Raw genomic sequence first — 19,710 nt, forward strand, 5'->3', positions numbered from 1 at the left:
ACCGCTTCACTTGTATTAGGATAAATACCACATCCGAACATAATGTTTTTCTTACCTTGTACAAACAAAGGAGTAGGTATGTTTCTCTGAGTAGAATAATCTAGTCTTCCATCCTTAACATCAAAGCTAACCATATCAACACCTACAAGATAGAAACGAAATCCTTCGGGCAACTCAGTATTGTCATTATCTGTAACCACATTATCTGTAAATGAATAAAATTTACCTCCTGTGATTACACAATCTTGTAGCCAATAATTGTACTCCTTATCATTACTAATAAGATTAGATATGGTGTTATCTCCATTTTTTCCATATACATATTCCATGGTCAAACCATCAGGATCTAATCCTTCCATATAACATATGGAATTATTAACAAAATCTCCTCTTTTCCTGGCATTTGTAACAGGATTCACTTCGCCTATGAACGTATCTCCAAAGGAAATTACATTTTTTACTGTATCCCTTTTACTTCCTTTTGGTTTACTTTCGTCACCACACAGGTTAGTAATAAATATTCCGTCAGAACCTGTCCAGCCACTAAATCTACTTATTAAAGCTGTCCAATCTCTAGCAGGTTCTACGTAATAACCATGATCTGCACTTACAAATTGTATTTTACTCAACCCTAATCGGAATTCATAACCATTTACATAACCATAAGTTCCTTTACCAGGACCACCACATATGGATAACTTAATGTAACGAGCATACACAGAAGGAAAACGAATTAATTCACCATTTACTAAAGTAGTTATCTCTTCATTTTTGCCTTTTGCTTTGTTTAACTCATAACAACCTAGCTCTATCCAATCAAATGTATTTAAGCTATAGTATAATTTAAATTTCTTAATACCAGCATTAAGTTTAGATGGTTCATTATAGTTGATAAGATCAATACCCTTTATGCAGGTACACATATTTAAGTCAAATATCATGTCCTTAAGAACTGGGCCAAGCTTACTCAAATACATTGTGTTCTCGTCTAGAATCTGCTCTCCATCTTCTAGTCCGTAGTTTGATGTAAGAACATCCATTTCTGGATCCAATGCTCTTGCATATAGATAAGAATCTTGTTTCGGTTCGCTTCGATATAAGAAGAATCTCACCTGGCTTAATCCATATCTTGTTTGTCCCTCAATATACTTACCATGGCAACCTTCTGCACTTTCAATATCTGGCACAATTTTAATATATCTAGCGGATAACCCATTGAAATTAATTGGTGAATTTTTGCCGTCATCTAAATTTGTAGCTTTCAAATTAGGTTTTCCGTTGGCACGAGCAAATGTGTAAGGATATCCCTCTCCCTTAAATTCAAAGTACTCTTCATTATCATAACTATAATAAATTTTAGCTTTTTTAATTCCAGCTTCAAATCCATCCGTTTGATTAAAATTCCATACAGACATATAACCAAGACGTACTATGCTTCCCAAATCAAAACCAATCCAAATATCTTTTGTAATGTCTTTCTCGGTTAACCAAGTAGCTTCTAAATCAACTCCACAAGTATGAGACATTCCACCATATCCACTCATATCAGAACCATTAACAACATTTTGGGGCTGTCGAATATAGGTTCCTTCCTTTGCAAATGCCTTGGCCTCAATAAACTTACCATGAATCACAGAATAATCCTCCTTCTAGTCATTGTAGAATGCCCATTTCTTGCGAGCTAATTGAATCAATATTACAAATACTCCTACGATGCAAAGCATAAGCCATGACATTGCTGAAGCATATCCTTGCCTTCCTACTGTAAAACCAGTTTGATAGATGTAATAACCTAGATAATTCGTATTATATTCTCCACCTGTCATTAACATTGGTTGAACAAAAATCTGGAAAGCTCCAATGGTTGAGGTTAATAAATTATAAAATAGTATTGGGGATATGGACGGCAATGTTACGCTTTTGAATTTTGTAAAGGCGTTTCCTCCATCTACAGCAATAGCTTCATATAATTCAACTGGTACATCAGTTAATGAAGATAAGAAGATAACTACTGTACCACCTACACTCCACATACCCATGATTGCCAAACCTGGTGTAGCCCAAGTATAATCATGGAACCAGTCAGGCCCTTCTATACCAAATAGGCCTAAAAACTCATTCACAACTCCAGATGAACCAAGTAGTTGTTTCCATAAGAATACAACTGCAACAATTGTTACCAATGTTGGAATATAATATAGTGCACGGAAAAACTTTCTTCCACGAACTTTAGTGTTTAAAAGCATAGCTAGATACAATGCAAACAAAAGATTCAATGGAACACTGATACAAACAAACTTAATTGTATTCCCTACACTTTCCCAAAAATTCGGATCCTGTAAGATAACCTTATAATAATCCAAGCCCCTGAAATCCAGATTCATATTCGTTGTTGTTGCATTCGTAAATGACAAATATAATGAATAAAACAACGGAAAAGCCATCAATACTACAAAACCGATAATCCAAGGAGATGCAAAGAGATATCCCATTATAGTTTCTCTCTTACTATATTTTTTCATCTTAGTCTTTTTTGACTTCTGTTTCGTTACTAAATTTTCATTCATTGAAGATTTTTTTATTTCACCCATTAATTTACCTTCTCATATCATATTCTTTGTTAATAAGTTTCCTTTAACTGCACAATAGCACTTTGAATTCTCTCTAGTGTTTCCTCTAGGGATCTCTTATCTGAAACATAGTCTGTTAAACTATTTTGAACTTCTCCAAACCAGTTTGGTGCATCATAGATATACTGGTAAGGCTTACGATAATCCATTTCATTAAACACTACTTTTTTCACCGGATCTTCAGTTTCTCTAATAAATGCATCGCATACTTTTTTATTAGCTGGCATATTGCCTGTCACAGTAAGAACTTCTTTCTGAATTTCTTCTGATGTTAAGAATTTTACAAATTCAAATGCTGCTTTTTGAACTTCTTCACTTTCTTTACTAAGACGATTGGAAAGTTCTAAAGAAAATCCGCCAGAAAAATTATATCTGTTTTCCTCAACGTTATTATAAGGAACTGGTGCAGCACCTAAATTTATTTTGCTATCACCCAAAGCATCATTTTGCCAAGGAATTTCATTAGTAGATACGATAATACCTACTAAACCAGACCAGAATAAATTGGTTGTATTATCTCCTGCCGTATCAACAAATGCATTCACTTTAGCCTGAGACAATGTGTGAGTTAATTCATACCATGTTTCAAATCCTTTTTTTACACCTTCATTGGTAGAAACCATTGGATTATCTTCTGCATCAAAGAAATCACCACCATGAGTAAAGACTAGATTCTCTATTTTAAAATTACCAATATTAACATCAAATCCTAACTGAGTGATTTTACCTGACTTGTATACTGTAAGCAATTCCTGATATGCTAATAATTCATCATAAGTTTGTGGCGCTCTTACGTTGCCATTCTCATCTAATAAGTCGCTTGGTTTACCTGTAATTGTAGTTCCAGTCTTTTGGCCAACTTTCGTATTCGTCCAGTCCGTGTCTGTAGTATCTTTTAACTGATTCACAATATCGATATTATAATAAAGAACTCGATTATCTAAACTATATGGAACACCATATACATTTTCCTTATATGTCATAGGTAATATGTCTTGGCTAAAGAAAAATTCCTCACCTGTATTATATGTATCATCAAAGAAAGGTGTAAGATTCATTGAAACACCGCCTCTAGCTCTATCACCTGTATCTTTAATTGTTTGGAGATAAATATCAGGTCCAGCTTGGTCTGTCATTGCTGTAGTAATCTTGGTGAAATAATCCCAGAAAGAAATTCCAGTATAATTAATATTGATATTTGGGTTTCTTTCTTCAAATCGATCAATCACTGATAACATCCATTCATAATTCGGATCACCTTCCGGAAAAATAGACCAAAAGTTAAAATTAATATTCCCGTCCTTATCAATCTTATCTGATTTCGAACTGCAGCCGCTTAACAAACACATTGCTGATAAAATCATCATCATTACTAAACATAATTTACGATTTTTATATACTTTCATAAAAAACCCTCCTTATTTATCCTTACTTATCATTATATTAACCTTTTACAGCTCCTGCTTTCACACCTTCTAAAAAGTACTTCTGACAAAAAGTAAAAATTATCAAGTTTGGAATCATGGATATGACGGAGCCTGCCATTAGTAATCCCCAGTTTGTACTTAATTGACTTTGAAATGCTCTTAATCCCAAAGCAACCGTAGTTAAACTTTGGTCATTCACATAAATCAACGGTCCTAAATAATCATTCCATGAGTATAAGAATGCAAAAACTGCTACAGTGGCAAGAACTGGTTTGGATAATGGAACCATAATATTAGCCCAAATTCTTATTTCACTAGAGCCATCAATTTTTGCCGCTTCAAAAATTTCCTTTGGTATGGCCTTATAGAATTGCTGTATCAATATAATATTCCCAGCTCCTCCACCCAAGAAAGCAGGTAGAATTAATGGTATCCATGAATTAGTCATACCAAATGCACTATACATCTTAAACGTAGGTATCATTAATATAAATGATGGTAGAATCATTGTTACCAACATAAGTGAATAGAAAAAATCTCTTCCCGGCCATCTAAGCCTTGCAAAAGAATATGCGACTATAGAAGAAGAAAGTAATGTACCTATTACTGTGAGTCCCGTAACAATTCCACTATTCACAAAGTACCTCGCAAATGGTATTGTTCTAAAAACATCTATGTAATTTTCCCAACGCCAAGTATCAGGAACCAACTGTTCTAAGAATCCAACAGTTGTCATAATCTCTGTCTCTGTTTGTAGTGAAACAGATAGCATCCAAACAAATGGGAATAGAAAAAAGATAGCGAAAATAATTAACTGAGATATTACAAGTGTTTTCATAATTAACTCTTTTCGCTTCTTATTCTTTCTTGCTTTGTTCATTCTAGATTCAAAATCAGTCATGTTTTTCATCACAGCCCCCATTAGCAAAATTATTACAAGTTAGTCATCAACTTTTACAAGTGATGTTATCACCTAAAAATATCAATGTCAACAAATAATCTGCTTTTTTTTTCTAGAAATATATAAAAACTTGATAAACTTGATAAAGTTAACGCTTATTTAACAGCATTTTTTTACAATTTGCACAACATTTTTCCCATTTTTTTAAAACACAACCACCTTTTATACCAATTTGTAAACTATCATCCTTATATTTGAGTACTCACTGTGTATATATATAGTGATTACTAATAGTTTAGCAACATATTTACAATAGATATTTTACATAATGCACAAATAACTTGTAGGAACCAACCAAGTTATAGTTGACAGTACGAAAAAAAATAATATAATTAAATCATAAGCATAAACATTCTATACAAGTTTATATACAAGTATGTATTTTATTTTTAGGGGGGGAACGATAAAGTATGAGCAGATATCTTTATCAAGAAATAAAAAAATATTTATTAGGTGTAATTAAAGAAAATCAAAGTATAGCAAATTACAAATTACCATCAGAGAATCAACTTGCACTAAAATTTGCGACTACAAGAATTACTGCCAAGCGTGCATTAACAGAACTTCAAGATGAAGGATACATTTATAGAATTCATGGAAAAGGATCTTTTATATCACCAGAGGTGGCAGCCAACAAAGAATTAAAAAACGATTTCATTTGTTTATTGCTTCCTAATCTAGAAAGCAAGTTTATTGCTACAATCGTAGATGGCGTAAAAATACATTTAAAAGCACACGGATTCCACTTAATAATAATAAGCGAAACAGAAGAAACATTAATAAAGAACAACCTAATCAGCCATATTATTGACCTTGGTGTGAAAGGAATTATTGTATTTCCTAACAGTCGAGCAAGATATAATAAAGATTTACTTGTACTTGCACTAAACAAATTTCCGGTTGTCTTTATTGATCGTACTCTACATGACTTTGATGTTAGTTCAGTGACCAGTGATCACTTAGAAATTGCTAAGAAAGCCGTCCAATTACTCATAGATAAAGGTTGCCAGAACATAGGTTTTATATCCATGCCGCCAGACTATTCTAGCAGCATTGCAAGACGTATTTCCGGATACGAAAAAGCCCATGTTGAAAATGAAAGAAAAATAATACTGAAAAATATGATCTATATTAAAAAAAATGATCCAAACCAATCAGAACAAATATTAGAGTTTTTGGAACAAAATAAAGATATGGATGGATTGCTTAGTTATGGCGGACAAGTTGGGCTTAATTTATATCGCGCAATTATTAAGACAGGTATCAGAGTCCCTGAAGAATTAAAGATAATTTTTATTGATGATGAATATACTGATTTTAATGATTTGCTTCCTTTTTCACCAACTTGTATTTCACAAAGAAGTTTTGAGATTGGTAAAAGTGCAGCAGAACTTATTACTAGTTATATTTCAAAAAAGGCTATAGCAAACGATAAGATACTTATCGATTGTGACATCATAGAACGACAATCAACTGGAGGTAACAGAGAATAATGAAACCAAAGATGATATTTTATTTTGCTTCAACCCACTGGGACAGAGAATGGTATAAAACAGTAGATGAATTTCGTTATATGCTTATTCCTGTTATGGATAAAGCTATTCACACATTACAAAACAATGAAGATTTTGAATTATTTACTCTAGATGGTCAGACTTGTATTCTTGAAGATTATCTAACCATTAGAGAAGAAAAATACATGGAGCTAAAAAAACTCATCCAAGATAAAAAGTTAGCAATTGGCCCTTGGTACACTATGCCTGACGAATTTACCCTCTCCTCTGAAAGTATTATTCAAAACTTACTTACTGGCCATAGAATAGCTAAACAGTATGGAGTGGAGCCACTCAAGTCAGGTTATGTTTGTGATACTTTTGGTCACGTAGCAAACTTTCCACAAATATTACGGGGATTTCAAATTGATAATGCATTAATAAGCCGTGGAACCAATGATAGTGAACTTGATTGCTTTTTTAATTGGACATCAAAAGATGGCTCTAGTCTTATCACTTTTAAAGCTCCAGAAGTATGCGGATATGGTTCCTATTACTTTGAAGTATTACATGAGTTTGCTCCAAACTACGAGGAGCATATAGATGAAATAACACAAAAATCAATTGAGTATGTTGAACGGGAACTTACTAGAACCACTCAACCTTACGTAATACTCATGGATGCAATGGACCATTCTACCATTCACGAATTTATGCCAGAAATTCTAGACAGATTAGCAAAACACTTTGAATGTCCTGTTGTTCAAAAAAGATTAGATGAATTGAGTAATTATATCGATGATGGACTTCCGGTAAAAGAAGGAGAGCTTAATTCACATTGTAAAGATAATATCATGCATAACAAATTAATTCCACACACTACTTCTTCTCGATATGATTTAAAAAAAGCAAATGATACCTGCCAAAATCTTATAGAACATTATGCCATGCCATGTGCTGCAATTAATGAAATTAATAACAAAGATTATATTTATTCTTATATTACCTTAGCCTATAAGTATTTACTCCTAAACCATGCCCATGATAGCATCTGTGGCTGCTCTATTGACGCAGTACATAAGGAAATGCTTACTCGTTTTAGCAAAACATACTATACAGCCAAAGAATATTTTACCCAATTTTGTTTAACAGAATTTAATAATGCCACATCAGAGGACGATCATTGTTACGTCAAAATATTCAATCCATTACCCTACGAATACCAAGGACTTATTGAATTTGATATCGATTTCTCTCCGAATTTTAGCACTCAAAATCTTCCCTATATCCGCTATGAGCAAAGAAATACCTTTCTCATTTATGACGAATCTGGAAATGAATTAACATATAATATCATAGAAGCTAGCAGAGGTAAACTAGGTAAACATCTAAGTGACAATAAAGATATATCCGACCCACATCGAGTTGCTCTTATTGCTACATTAAAACCTATGACCTTTACAAACTTTTATATTAAACCATTCGATAAGCCATATAGAATAACAGATCGTTTTACGAACTCTCCTAACTCTTGCGAAAATGAGTGGATTAAATTTGAAATTAATCCTATTGGCACAATTAATATCCTTGATAAAGAAACAGGATATCAATATAACAATCTTCATTCATTCATAGACGGGTGTGAAGCTGGGGACGGATGGTTCCATACAAGACCAATTAACGATACCGTGATATCCTCCCTTGGTGCTAAAATAAATATTGAAAAGACCTTTGATGGATACGCTGCCTGTAAATTTATAGTTAGATACGAGTTCTCTCTACCTAGCCAAAGAATCTTTGAATATGATTTCTCGCGACGTAGCGATTCCTATCAGCCATATATTATAAAATCAGAGTTTACGATTTCTCGCGTCTCTAAGCTAGTGACAGTCCTCACTGAAATCGAAAACAATGTCCGTGATCATCGTTTACAGTTACATTTGCCAACTAACGTTCCATCAGAATCCTACTTTGTAAATCAATGCAATCTAATTGTCAGACGTCAAGTAGGTATTGACCATAGCCATTATCTTTGGAAAGAAGCTGATATATCAGAATATCCTTTTGAAAATATGGCCTTTATCCGTAATCACAACAACGGACTTCTCTTTATTTCAAAAGGTGGCCTTCATGAAGTATCATGTATTGGGGATAAAGAAAACAGTATGGATATTACCATGCTAAGATGCTTTTGTAAAACTGTTGGAACGAACGGCGAAGTCGATGGGCAATTACAAGGAAGGCAAATTTTTGAATATGCATTGTTACCTATTTCCAATGAAACTGATAGTGAATTAGTTCGGATAAAAGATCAATATGTAAGTGGCTATAGAGAGTTTACCATTCCAAGTGGTACTATTACTCATAATGAAAGTGCTTTTACCTTCGAGTCAAAGGATATGGCATATATCACATGTATGCCTTCTCAAAATAAAGGCATTATAATTCGAAGTGCTAACTATTCAGACCAAAATAGCTCATGTACAATAACCATGACTAGAGATATAAAAAATGCTTATTTATGTGACTTTTTAGAAAACAAAATAGAATCTATAACGGTAAACAACAATGAACTGACTGTGTATGCATCACCGTATAAAATGATTAATATTCTTATTGAATTTTGACAAAATAAACCATCCATTTTCCATATAACACAAAAGCCCGCACAGCCACCCTCTCCAGGATGTCATGCAGGCTTTTTCATTAAGACTCCGCTATTTTGCAATAATCTATATCTAGGAGCAAAACAATTTGATCCATCGTCTCAAACATGGCAAAAATATTGCCACAAATGAAAGAAATCACCATTCGGGAACTTTCTATGTCTTTAAATGCTCCAGCAGCATGCTAAATGTGTGCAACAATTTGTGATACTTGTACTACCGAATACGCTATGTATATCTTTCAACAATAATATCTGTTCATTTCGTAAGTTCATATTCAGTTTCATTTGAATTGAACCATTATAACAAAGAATCGCAATTGATTCTGGGTTGTGTCCTGCCCATCCTCCCCATATTATCAACGCTTTTTTCAGAGCAACACTCCTCTCATTAAGTACTTATTTTTCAATTTTGAATACATTATAAAAAACAATTTCCTCTAACTTTTTCTTCTTTAATGGTTCTTTTTTATTAGCGGGGTACCCAAAAGCAAGTATTTCAGAGGCAATGCATGCTTTTGGCAAGTTTAATAGCATTGACATTTTATCAACGTCAAAATAGGATACCCAGGTTGATGCTATTCCATGTTCTAAGGCTGCAAGTGCCATATGTGTTCCGGGAATTTTTGTCTGATGCTCTTCCACATTTAAACATGAATAAATTTCATCATTCATATTTTCAATTACTTCTGTAATTTTTGGAAAACGTGCTTTTTGAATATCTCTTCCACCACATTCCTTTTCTACAATGCAGGTACAAAGAGCTATTAAAAAGCTGGCTGATTCTATCCATTTTTGGTTGTAAGCTATTTCTGAAACCTTCTTTATCATGTCTTTATCAATAATTACACCAAATATCCATGGCTGTTCATTACCACCTGAAGGAGATAATCTTCCCGCTTCAAGAATATACTTAATTATCTCCATAGATATATCCTCACCTGTAAAGTTTCTAATACTTGTTCTATTTCTTAATAGTTCTAATAACATATTTAACATCCTTTCTTTTTCCTAAAATAAATGTAATAATATGATTTTCAGTAAAATAAAAAAGCCGCAGATTTACTCTACGACTTTCACACTAAAAAGATTGTAAAATTCGCCTTGAGAGTAAATATAAAATCATAACTAAATATATTGGCATTACAAATAAACCGTTATTAATAAGCTATTAATAACCGCACACCAACCTATTTAATTTAATGATTTTATCTTAAATAAAGATAATAATTATTTTTATAAGAACTCTAATGTTTGAATTCTCTATAAATGTATACTGTGATCGCTTCGCATATTGATCAAATAAAATTCTCACAAACTGGAATTTATTACTATAATTGAGTTACATATTCATTGGCTTTGCTTCGACTTTTTAATATAACAATGTTTTTATCAGCATACGCATTTAACAAGTCGATTATCACTGGTCTACTAACAGAGTTGTAATTGTTTATGAAGGTAATAAATTCTTCATCCTCTTCATCTACCGACTCAAACCATGGCATATCTGTGCGTGCTTTCCCTTTTCTAGATTGTATACCTTCAAGACACACTTCTACTGGATAATCCAAGAAGAAAACAGTGTCACATGCTTGCAGCCGCAACTCAATGGTGGAACCGTAGTTCCCATCAATTATCCACGTTTCTTGTGCGAGTGTGCTTTGCAATTTTTCTTTAAATATGGATTTTTGAACTACAGTTCTGTCAGCATTCCAATAAAACATATCTAAATGAAACAACGGTAATCCTGTTGCTTTGTGTAATGCCTTAGAAAATGTACTTTTACCACATCCAGGGCATCCAATGACCATTTCCTTTTTCATTCTTCACCTCCATTCAAATTTAGCCCTTAGTATTAATCGTAGAGACGATAGCCTTGTAAGTGTAACTAATTCTTTGGTAATTACTTGCTTCGTAATTGTCATTTATAATTTTCCCTTTATATATCTTTGTCTTTCTGCTTCATTCTTTTCTCGCGTTCTAGTTCAGATGATTCCATCAGATGTTTTTTCACTAGTACTCGGAATGCATCAACCTGTTCCTTCGTTCCTAACACTCTTTTGGGGATGATATTGTATTGGTTCTTTGCTACCTCAAGGAAGAAGGACCCCGGGGACTCTAAATAGGAATGGTAATACTCCCATAAAACTTTAGACGAACCAAGGATATGCTCATTCAATATTTTGTCTTCTAAGAAGACAAAGTGTATCTCTTTTTGCTCGAGTCCACTTTTTTTATAGGAATATCCTGGTTGAATAAAATAAAGATATACATAGACAACCGTGACAAAAAAGTTAATTGAACCAAATATAATTGCTAACCATATGAACTTATTAAGTATGACTAAATCAATCATTACTACATACAAAAATAGAATCGTCAATATCATGGGCACCGATATCATCTTTGACAAAAACAGATATCTTCGAATAGCTCTTATCCATTCTCTTTTGGTATATGTAAACTTTAAATCAAACATTTAAATCCTCCTTATAATTGAATGAGTATTCCAATTGCTTTCACCTACATTTCAATTAGGCTTTTCCTACATTCTAATCTTTATCTGCACGAATCTACATATTTCAGTTTCATAAGCTTTCCCAAAGAACTATTTTAATAAGATCTACTCTTCTAAGGTCTTCCATGAAATATTAAAAGCCCTTCTCCATAAAGCTACATTTATGATTAGCGCTACCGGAATATAGATATAGATTCCAAAAGTCACCCTCTTACAAAGATAATGTATTAAACACAAAATACCCAAAACTAGCATAAGTAAAATTACGGCTCCTTGATTTCCTTCCTGCCCTGGTTCAAAGGGACGCGTAAAAGGTAACTCTATTTTTAATTTCTTAAAACAAATGACTGTATAGATAAAAATATTTAGAAGTACCACGATTAAGTCTGGTATAATACGAGCCCCAAATATCCAAGTAAAAATGATACATTCTAAAACATATAGAGGTAGTAATAAATTCACTAAAAAAGCTTTCAGAGTTCCTTTGAAAACAGGGGCCAATTCATGAATCGGCATAACCTTATAAATCCACGCCCCTTTATAATTGGCTGAATATCGCATCATCAAAATTACAGTAGGCAAGAACAACGCACAAAAGTAAATATTATAATATGCATTACTAGAAGCCATTTGATGAAAACCACCATTTTGCATACTGGTAAAAAGAAAAATGAAGGGAAAAACAAACGCAAATCCTAGCGTAGGATATACGCGTAACTTAAACTCTCTTTCATACTTCACCATCTTGGTGGCAAAATGAAAAAATGTTCTTTCTTCCTTGGTTGAACATACGATTGTTGCAATCCAAGCAATTATCTTTCCTTTCTTCTTTTTATTTCTACCGCTTTGGTTATTTAGTTTTTGTAGGTTTCTCTCAAAGACTGGGATCAGCTTAATGTATAAGCAAATAGAAAGAACAGGAATAGCCAACGCAAACACTGATAAGATGATGTAATGTATGTTTACATCTCCTCGGAGAAAAACCTCAAAAGGAGCGCCAAACCATGTAGGAATCACAAAGTATTGCCACCATCTAGGTTGAAATGTTACGTTCAAATCTATAAAATTAAATAATCGTCCGACAAACTGAAACCCTATTGTAATCGTTATAGATAACCCAATTTGCACATAATTTATCACATCTTTCAACTTTTCTCCATCAAAAAAACGTAATATTCCTAAGTACAACAACGCTGTTAATGCTACTATAAAAAAATCTAGTAATATGATTTCTATAAAAAATAAAAGAAAAAATATAATTCCATGCCGTATGGTACCTACTACCAAAGCAGGGCCAATCAATGCCATAGTAATGAAAAATAAATAAACAACAATATGTATGATTTTGGCCATGTTTAACGTAATATTATTGACAGGCTTTGAAAGTATAAGATTCTTATCCCGAACGTCTAACAAAACCGAAGAAAAGTCAGAAATAAGAGACGTCATCACCATAAACATTGTAATGCCAAATACAAGGCTCATTTGGAAGAGATAACTTACATTCAGCGTTACAAAGATAACATTGATAATTCCCATCAATGCATAAGCCCATAGGGATTTCAGGAAGTTATTCTCCGTTTCTTTGTTTTTTTCTTTCACGTTTCCTACAACAGAAGGGACCTTTCTTCCGTCCATTACAAATTTCACTTGAAGGATTCTTCGCATCAAATCATAATCTATTCCCATTTTTTCGAACATTTTTCGGAAGCGGTCTAATATTATTAACGTTTTGAATTCTTTCATAGCGTCACTCCTCCGCAATTATAGATACAAACTCTTCTACTATTGACTGATGCTCGTTAAACCCTGTCAGTTGATTGAAAATCTGCTCTAAAGACTCATCTTGTGATTTTCTTCTTAATTCTTCAAAACTTCCATCCGCTAAAATTTGACCATCTCTTAGTAAGATAATCCGATTACTGATTTTCTCTACAACATCCATAATATGAGAAGAATAAAAGATTGTCTTTCCTTGCTTTGCTAATGCCACTAGTAATTCTTTTACAAGAATGACGCTATTAGCATCCAAACCGCTTAATGGTTCATCTAAGAATAAGACATCTGGATTATGTAGTAAGCATGAAATTATCATTACCTTTTGCTTCATGCCTTTCGAATATGACGATATTCTAGCATCTAACACCTCTTGAATACCAAAAAGTTTCATTAGTTTCACAGCTTTTTTTTCTGTTTGTTTTGAATCCTTACCATAAAGATCTCCAATAAACATCAAATACTCTCTAGCAGTAAGGGTATCATAAATCTCAGCACTTTCAGGTACATATCCTATTCTTTTTTTGTATTCAATATTACCATTAAGCAATTCACTACCAAAGATTTTAATATTTCCCGCATATCCTTCCAACAGTCCAAGCATAATCTTTATCGTAGTACTTTTCCCTGCTCCATTGGATCCTATGTAACCAATAATCTGACCAGGATAAACCTCAAGGTTAATTCCCTTTAACACCTGTTTAGAGCCAAAGCTCATATGTAAATTATTAATGCTTATAACTGCTTCTTTCTTATTTTCCATTCATCTGTTCTCCTTCTAAAAACAATAGTTACAAAACGTTTCCATTCTCATATGATCTGTAGTGATAACACCTTGCCTACTGTTTTTATTCATATATGTATTGTAATACTAGTTCCTTATATTGTCAAAATTTAGAAAGTATTCAATACAACCATTTAACATAGCGTTAAGAAACCAGCACTTATCATATCATTGGAGATTTTTACTTAAGACTCAAACAGCTGTGTTCATACCAATATAGCAGGTGGTTTATTAAAAGATTGCCATATAGCACAAAAAGAACCAAACCGGTTAGTTTGATTCCTTTTCTTACTACTGCAGTCGACGGGACTTGAACCTCTATAATTCCTTACAATTACAAGTCCTTGTTGTATTCTCTTATTTAGTAAAACTCTACTTTACTTGGTTAAACTAGTTTTCAGTAGATATTTGTAAAACACTATCTACTTATGGTACGGTTCACCGTATCGTGTCTAAAGGAGAGTTGTACTGATTTTACTTCCTATTTATTCTTTGTTGAATCAGACCGTAGGTCTATTAATGTTCCCCTTCTATCTAAATTCATTTCATATTTGTGATAAGGTAATAGCGGTAGAACATCACTAAATATGTAATCTAACCAATGTAGCAAATAACCAATAATAATACAAACAGTTTTTTCTCCATATGTCAAGCCGCTTTTTCCGAACAAAAAATTCATCTTCATCTAGAGCTGCTACGTATGATAATCGATTACTTAAATTTCCTTCATATATAACACTCTTAGATAGCATCGTTTCTAATTTATTAATGGTGATATTATTGTTTAACTCTAGTAACTCTAACATAAAGCTAATACACGTATGGGTATCCGGAAGCTCCACCTGTTTCTTCAATGGGTAAGTTAAAACAGACAAAATATTATACCTTGTCTTAGTTTTTCCATAGTAATCAAGCTTTTCCTTGATCCTCTCATAATGTTCCTCAGCCACATCATACTGGCATATCTTTATTGCGATATCTTTTCCCTGGCATAAGTAACGATTCGAATACTCTGGACCAAACCCTCCAAGAAGGGATTCGTAATAATTATATCTAGCAAATGAATAAACCTCAGATATATATGGTTCATGTGAAAATGCTATATGATTATATCTTCCTGTCGTGAAAAACCGAATTAATTTTCCTGATTTAAAATTTGACGCAATAAACACTATATAAATCATCTTCATCGTACCTTACAATAATTTTTGATAGTTAGTACTCCATAATAATGTAAAAACATAAAATTATCAATACTTTACTCTAATATGTATTTTATTGCTAAATGCGAGATAACGTTATCTAAAATCTTTTACAACATAGTTGCAAAAGAAATGCATAGGTCTCATTGTGTCTGTACCTTTTGATTATACTGCCGAGATGGCATACCAAAATCGCATAATTTCCAATATATTAGCTCTGTTTTATCCAATTTCAGTAAAACTCTACTTATTTATGATACGGTTCACCGTAACAGCTATAACGTTAACTTTTTAAACATTATTATTCAATGAACTGTTTTGTTGTTTAAATAGGACTCCTTTATAATTTACTAAAACTAATGCTGCTATAAAATATAATAAAGCCGTGACCATGAAGGTATGTAGCCTATCCCCAAGCTGGATAGCCGTAAAATAATTAAAGAATTGATGAATAATCATTGTTATAACGAGATTATGAGTCAAGTTATAAAATACTGTCATAATTATAGATAAAGAGATAATTGAAACCATAAAGAAAATAATATATTGTACTAATTGAATTCCTTCATATCCTGATGCTATAAACCATAGCGGTGCATGCCAAAATCCCCAAACTGCACCAACAATAATTGCTGATTTTAATGGACTGAATTTTTTTTGCAATTCATTTAATACAAATCCTCTCCAGCCTAGTTCTTCTCCTAGTGGTCCTTGAATCAAATTATTAGCAAATACTGCAAGTAATGTAGTCCATGAAGTAATTAATTGAGCTTTTATTGGCATATTATCTATAATACTTTTAAATAAAATACTTCCAAGACAGATGAAAAATTGAAGTAGAATTATGCATGCTACAGTTGATATTTTTATCCTTCCACTAACTTGCCTTTTTATGAAGTGTATAAAGTTATCTTTTGGATAAATTTTATGGAACATAACTACAAAAACAAATGTAGCAGTCCATGCTGATATCACTTTTAAAATTTCTGCTAATGTATGAAATTTTAAAACAAGCATTGTTATTCCAATCAGAAGAAGAAAACAGTAAAATACTCCATATGTCCACAGAATATATCCTTTTAATATTTTTTTCAATGCCAAAACCCCCTGTCAATTTATTTACAAATAAATAAAACCAATAGAACAATTCTTGTATTTTGTTCCATTGGTTCGAATATAAACTATGGTGTTACCCCCAGGTCAAGACTCTTTATTATAATATTTTATTTTTCCTTAATAGGCATAAATATTTCCAGGAATACTCGTTCCATGTTGTCACAATAAGTGATAAGGCGGGTATTGGCAAAAGCGACCCCCTCTGGCTTGAGTCCTTGTTCGTTTGCCCATGCCATAGTAGAATCAAAGATTTTATATCTGATATCATCCTCTCCATTTTGATACCTGCCATCCTCAACAATAGTATAAATACAGTTAGAATACTCCAAGTAGTGTCTGTCTTTTTGTTTTGTTTCGCTTTTTTCAACAATATACATCTTATGATTTAGAAACCCTGTTTCATCAAAAACAAACTTTCTCATGATTTTACTTAAAATATCTTCCTTAATCAAATCCATGTTTTCCAATATTGCAGGATACTCTCTAAAAGCATTAAAGTCAGAAATCTCTCCTTTTATTTCATATAAAGATAATTTCCTTATAGAAAATTTATTTAAATATTTTTTTATATCCTCACAGAATTCTTTTGTTTCATTTATTTTTTGAAGTATGTGTTCTTTAATACGTATAGTTTCTTCTACTTCTCTTGCTTTTTTCTCTAATAAAATTTCTAACTCATCTATTTCGCTTTCTGCTTGTAATCTTTTAATTTCCTTAATAGATAAATCTCTTTTTTTATAAAAATCTGTAACCATTAATGTATAAATGTCATATAAATCATATTCTCTATAATTATTTACTTCCGTTTGTTTAGGCTTTATGATCCCTTTTTCCTCATAATATCGAAGTGCATCTCTCGACACTCCAAGAATTTCTGATAATTGGCTTGTTCTATATTTATTGACTTCCCTCATTTCATATAACTCTCCTTTTGAAGTATCTAATAATCAGCTATTCTCATCAAATAAACTCCTTCAGTATATGCCATCCTTAATACTATCTATAATTCAAAAATAAATTCACATAGAAGTTAATGGCAACTATTAGTGATATTTCATCATCGTTAGACGGTGGCATTTGATAAATCATACTTTGATATTCAACGAAAGAGTCATGTAACACTACTTGGATATGTCCAATAAATAACAGATACTAATTGATTTTTGCTTTGCTTACATAGATGGACTTAAAAATACAAAATACTAATTATTACTATATTCATCAAGTGTAGCAGCAGCTTCCTTTAGAGCCTCATCCACTATTAGCGTCCACTGTTCTATAGGCTTAGGATTCACTTCTCTTACAAACTCATCCAACATCTTTTTATAGTCATCAAGTTCTCTTATACTCCTAACATGTGTCCTAGTATGTATTGATTCAAAGATGTTAATTAACTCTTCATATTCAGCCTTTTTCATAAACTCAATGCTATTTAATTCGCAAATTGCATTGTATGGCTTATCTCCTCTCTGCAGATAATCAAAATATTGAAATTCAAAATCTGGCATATTAGCAATAATCATATTATTGCTACCCTCTATTATTTTAGATTCATTAAAAATCTTTTTATTAATACTCCACATCGCATTTATAATCCATTTTTCTTTTCTTTTACTAAATGGTGAGTCTACATCATGTATAACTGTATAATTAACCCCAAAGTGATTTAATATTTTTTGAAACATTGGTATATTAGCTTTTCCATAACAATTAACTATTTGTATATTAATATATTCATCATTCATATTCTTTACATTGGTTAATACACTTTGTTCAGTATCCCCTTCTACCAATACGATGTCATCAGCAAAGAAAAACTCATTTACAGTAGGATTACACGCTCTTATCATTTGCAATCTTTTTCTTTCATCATCATCAAATCCTGCATTTTCTGTAGAAAAAATTCTTGTTTTAGACTCATCATCTTTATCAACTCTTATAATAGTAGTATGTGATTTTGATACATCAATAAAAATTGGTGAATGTGTAGTTATCATTATTTGCCAATTATCTAGTTCAGCTATTTTATATAGTGCCTCCCTAGCTGCTCTAACTGCAGGTGGATGCAAAAAAGACTCTGGTTCTTCAATCAGTAGTATTCTCGGTTTTTCATTCCCAACCTTTGTCCTTCCTTTTTTATAGTTTCCTCCTTCTGATAAAGACTCTATAGCAGACCAAAGAAACGTTCTCTGTAACCCTGCGCCCTGATTTATTAGTGGATAGTCGTTTCCATCCTTATCTTTAATTCTAATGTGGCTACCAGCCGCTATTATTTTTTCTGGTTCAAACTTTCCAGCTTGGGGTTTTATAAGGATTTCACAGTCTGGGAATATGTTTTTCATATTACTTTCAACCATACTTGTAGTAACTTCTAATGTACTTTCTATTTCTATTTTGACTTCTTCAGCTATTCTATTAATACTTTCAATTAGCTCATTTACTCTTGAGTCTTTATTTTTAGATTTCTCTTTTACTGCCTCTGTTAATATCTCTATAATTTGTTTTTGTAATTCATCTGGACTATCTAAAGGGTTTATCTTTAATGGAGTTGGTATACAACTAGCGATTTTAGTATCCCATCCCCCCATACCTCCTTTTATCCAATCACATTCATCATTATTCCATGAATACTTATCGCCCTTAGTATCTTCATTATTCCATCTCCACTTATACTTAATTGACTTATCATATTCCTCATGATTAAATATCCATTTTTCACCTATTTGAGCAATATCATTTGTACTAATATCAGAGAAAATCCCTATTATCTCAATTGGATTTTTCGTGTTATTTTTATGAAAGTTATCAATACTTAATGGAGCTCCGGAACTTGCAAATGCTTCATATGCATTTAAAACAGTAGTTTTTCCGACATTGTTAGGTCCAATTAATATTATAATATTATCAATTACTACTCTTAGACCTTCTGCTCCAATGCAACCATAATTTTTAATTATCAATTCCCTTAATTTCATGTTATCCCCCTCCACAGTTAGAATAATTCACCCAATCACATAATACTTCAAATTTATATACTCCACTTGAAAGCAGTTATTCATGGTAGATCGAACTCAAAAGCATTTGCATAAACTTATTTTTTTATAGAATGGCTTGTACAAAGTTTTAGATTTAATACTT

Annotated in this window: 15 protein-coding genes; 2 read left to right on the forward strand and 13 right to left on the reverse strand. The window is 32.3% G+C overall.

The genetic code is table 11. The annotated features are described in order from the left end of the window. The 4 genes from RTP52_RS05140 to RTP52_RS05155 all read right to left on the reverse strand — a co-directional run. On the reverse strand, window positions 1-1,634 hold a 1,634-nt coding region (locus RTP52_RS05140), incomplete at its 3' end, for a discoidin domain-containing protein (RefSeq protein ID WP_312369648.1). A 15-nt stretch (window positions 1,635-1,649) separates the two neighbouring features. Beyond that, window positions 1,650-2,591, reverse strand: coding sequence for a carbohydrate ABC transporter permease (locus tag RTP52_RS05145; protein ID WP_312369649.1), 942 nt, complete (start codon window positions 2,589-2,591; stop codon window positions 1,650-1,652). Between the two features lie 29 nt (window positions 2,592-2,620). After that, window positions 2,621-4,036, reverse strand: coding sequence for an extracellular solute-binding protein (locus RTP52_RS05150; protein ID WP_312369651.1), 1,416 nt, complete (start codon window positions 4,034-4,036; stop codon window positions 2,621-2,623). A gap of 37 nt (window positions 4,037-4,073) precedes the next feature. After that, window positions 4,074-4,967 (reverse strand): carbohydrate ABC transporter permease, encoded by an 894-nt coding sequence (locus tag RTP52_RS05155; RefSeq protein WP_312369653.1) that lies wholly within the window; start codon window positions 4,965-4,967, stop codon window positions 4,074-4,076. Between the two features lie 461 nt (window positions 4,968-5,428). On the opposite strand from RTP52_RS05155, the gene RTP52_RS05160 reads away from it, so the two are divergent. Both RTP52_RS05160 and RTP52_RS05165 read left to right on the forward strand, forming a co-directional pair. After that, window positions 5,429-6,511, forward strand: coding sequence for a substrate-binding domain-containing protein (locus RTP52_RS05160; RefSeq protein ID WP_312369655.1), 1,083 nt, complete (start codon window positions 5,429-5,431; stop codon window positions 6,509-6,511). Continuing rightward, window positions 6,511-9,138, forward strand: a complete 2,628-nt coding sequence (locus RTP52_RS05165) for a glycosyl hydrolase-related protein (RefSeq protein ID WP_312369657.1) — start codon at window positions 6,511-6,513, stop codon at window positions 9,136-9,138. Before RTP52_RS05160 ends, RTP52_RS05165 begins: the two co-directional genes overlap by 1 nt. A gap of 437 nt (window positions 9,139-9,575) precedes the next feature. Here the strand turns inward: RTP52_RS05165 and RTP52_RS05170 are convergent, their stop codons facing one another. The 9 genes from RTP52_RS05170 to RTP52_RS05210 all read right to left on the reverse strand — a co-directional run bounded on the left by RTP52_RS05170 (window position 9,576) and on the right by RTP52_RS05210 (window position 19,547). After that, window positions 9,576-10,166 carry a nitroreductase family protein gene (locus RTP52_RS05170; protein ID WP_312369659.1) on the reverse strand — a complete coding sequence of 197 codons (591 nt, stop codon included), beginning with the start codon at window positions 10,164-10,166 and terminating at the stop codon, window positions 9,576-9,578. Between the two features lie 341 nt (window positions 10,167-10,507). Further along, complete coding sequence (locus RTP52_RS05175) at window positions 10,508-10,999, reverse strand: adenylate kinase (RefSeq protein WP_312369661.1); 492 nt, start codon at window positions 10,997-10,999, stop codon at window positions 10,508-10,510. Window positions 11,000-11,115: 116 nt separating this feature from the next. Further along, window positions 11,116-11,655, reverse strand: coding sequence for a YcxB family protein (locus RTP52_RS05180; RefSeq protein WP_312103024.1), 540 nt, complete (start codon window positions 11,653-11,655; stop codon window positions 11,116-11,118). A gap of 144 nt (window positions 11,656-11,799) precedes the next feature. Next, on the reverse strand, window positions 11,800-13,440 hold the full coding sequence (locus RTP52_RS05185) for a hypothetical protein (protein ID WP_312369663.1): 1,641 nt from the start codon (window positions 13,438-13,440) through the stop codon (window positions 11,800-11,802). A gap of 4 nt (window positions 13,441-13,444) precedes the next feature. Continuing rightward, a complete protein-coding gene (locus RTP52_RS05190; protein ID WP_312369665.1) occupies window positions 13,445-14,233 on the reverse strand; it encodes an ABC transporter ATP-binding protein in 789 nt (262 codons plus the stop codon). Window positions 14,234-14,835: 602 nt separating this feature from the next. Beyond that, the gene (locus RTP52_RS05195) at window positions 14,836-15,444 is read right to left on the reverse strand and encodes a hypothetical protein (protein WP_312369667.1); all 609 of its coding nucleotides are present in this window, start codon (window positions 15,442-15,444) and stop codon (window positions 14,836-14,838) included. A gap of 303 nt (window positions 15,445-15,747) precedes the next feature. Then, entirely contained in the window at window positions 15,748-16,551 is an 804-nt protein-coding gene (locus tag RTP52_RS05200) for a CPBP family intramembrane glutamic endopeptidase (protein ID WP_312369669.1), read from the reverse strand. A gap of 128 nt (window positions 16,552-16,679) precedes the next feature. Further along, window positions 16,680-17,486 (reverse strand): MerR family transcriptional regulator, encoded by an 807-nt coding sequence (locus tag RTP52_RS05205; protein WP_312369671.1) that lies wholly within the window; start codon window positions 17,484-17,486, stop codon window positions 16,680-16,682. 288 nt (window positions 17,487-17,774) lie between these two features. Then, window positions 17,775-19,547 carry an ATP-dependent nuclease gene (locus RTP52_RS05210; protein ID WP_312369673.1) on the reverse strand — a complete coding sequence of 591 codons (1,773 nt, stop codon included), beginning with the start codon at window positions 19,545-19,547 and terminating at the stop codon, window positions 17,775-17,777. Window positions 19,548-19,710 lie beyond the last annotated feature (163 nt).

Origin of the sequence: Lachnoclostridium sp. (assembly GCF_031997925.1) — a bacterium.
Classification (GTDB): domain Bacteria; phylum Bacillota; class Clostridia; order Lachnospirales; family Lachnospiraceae; genus Lachnoclostridium.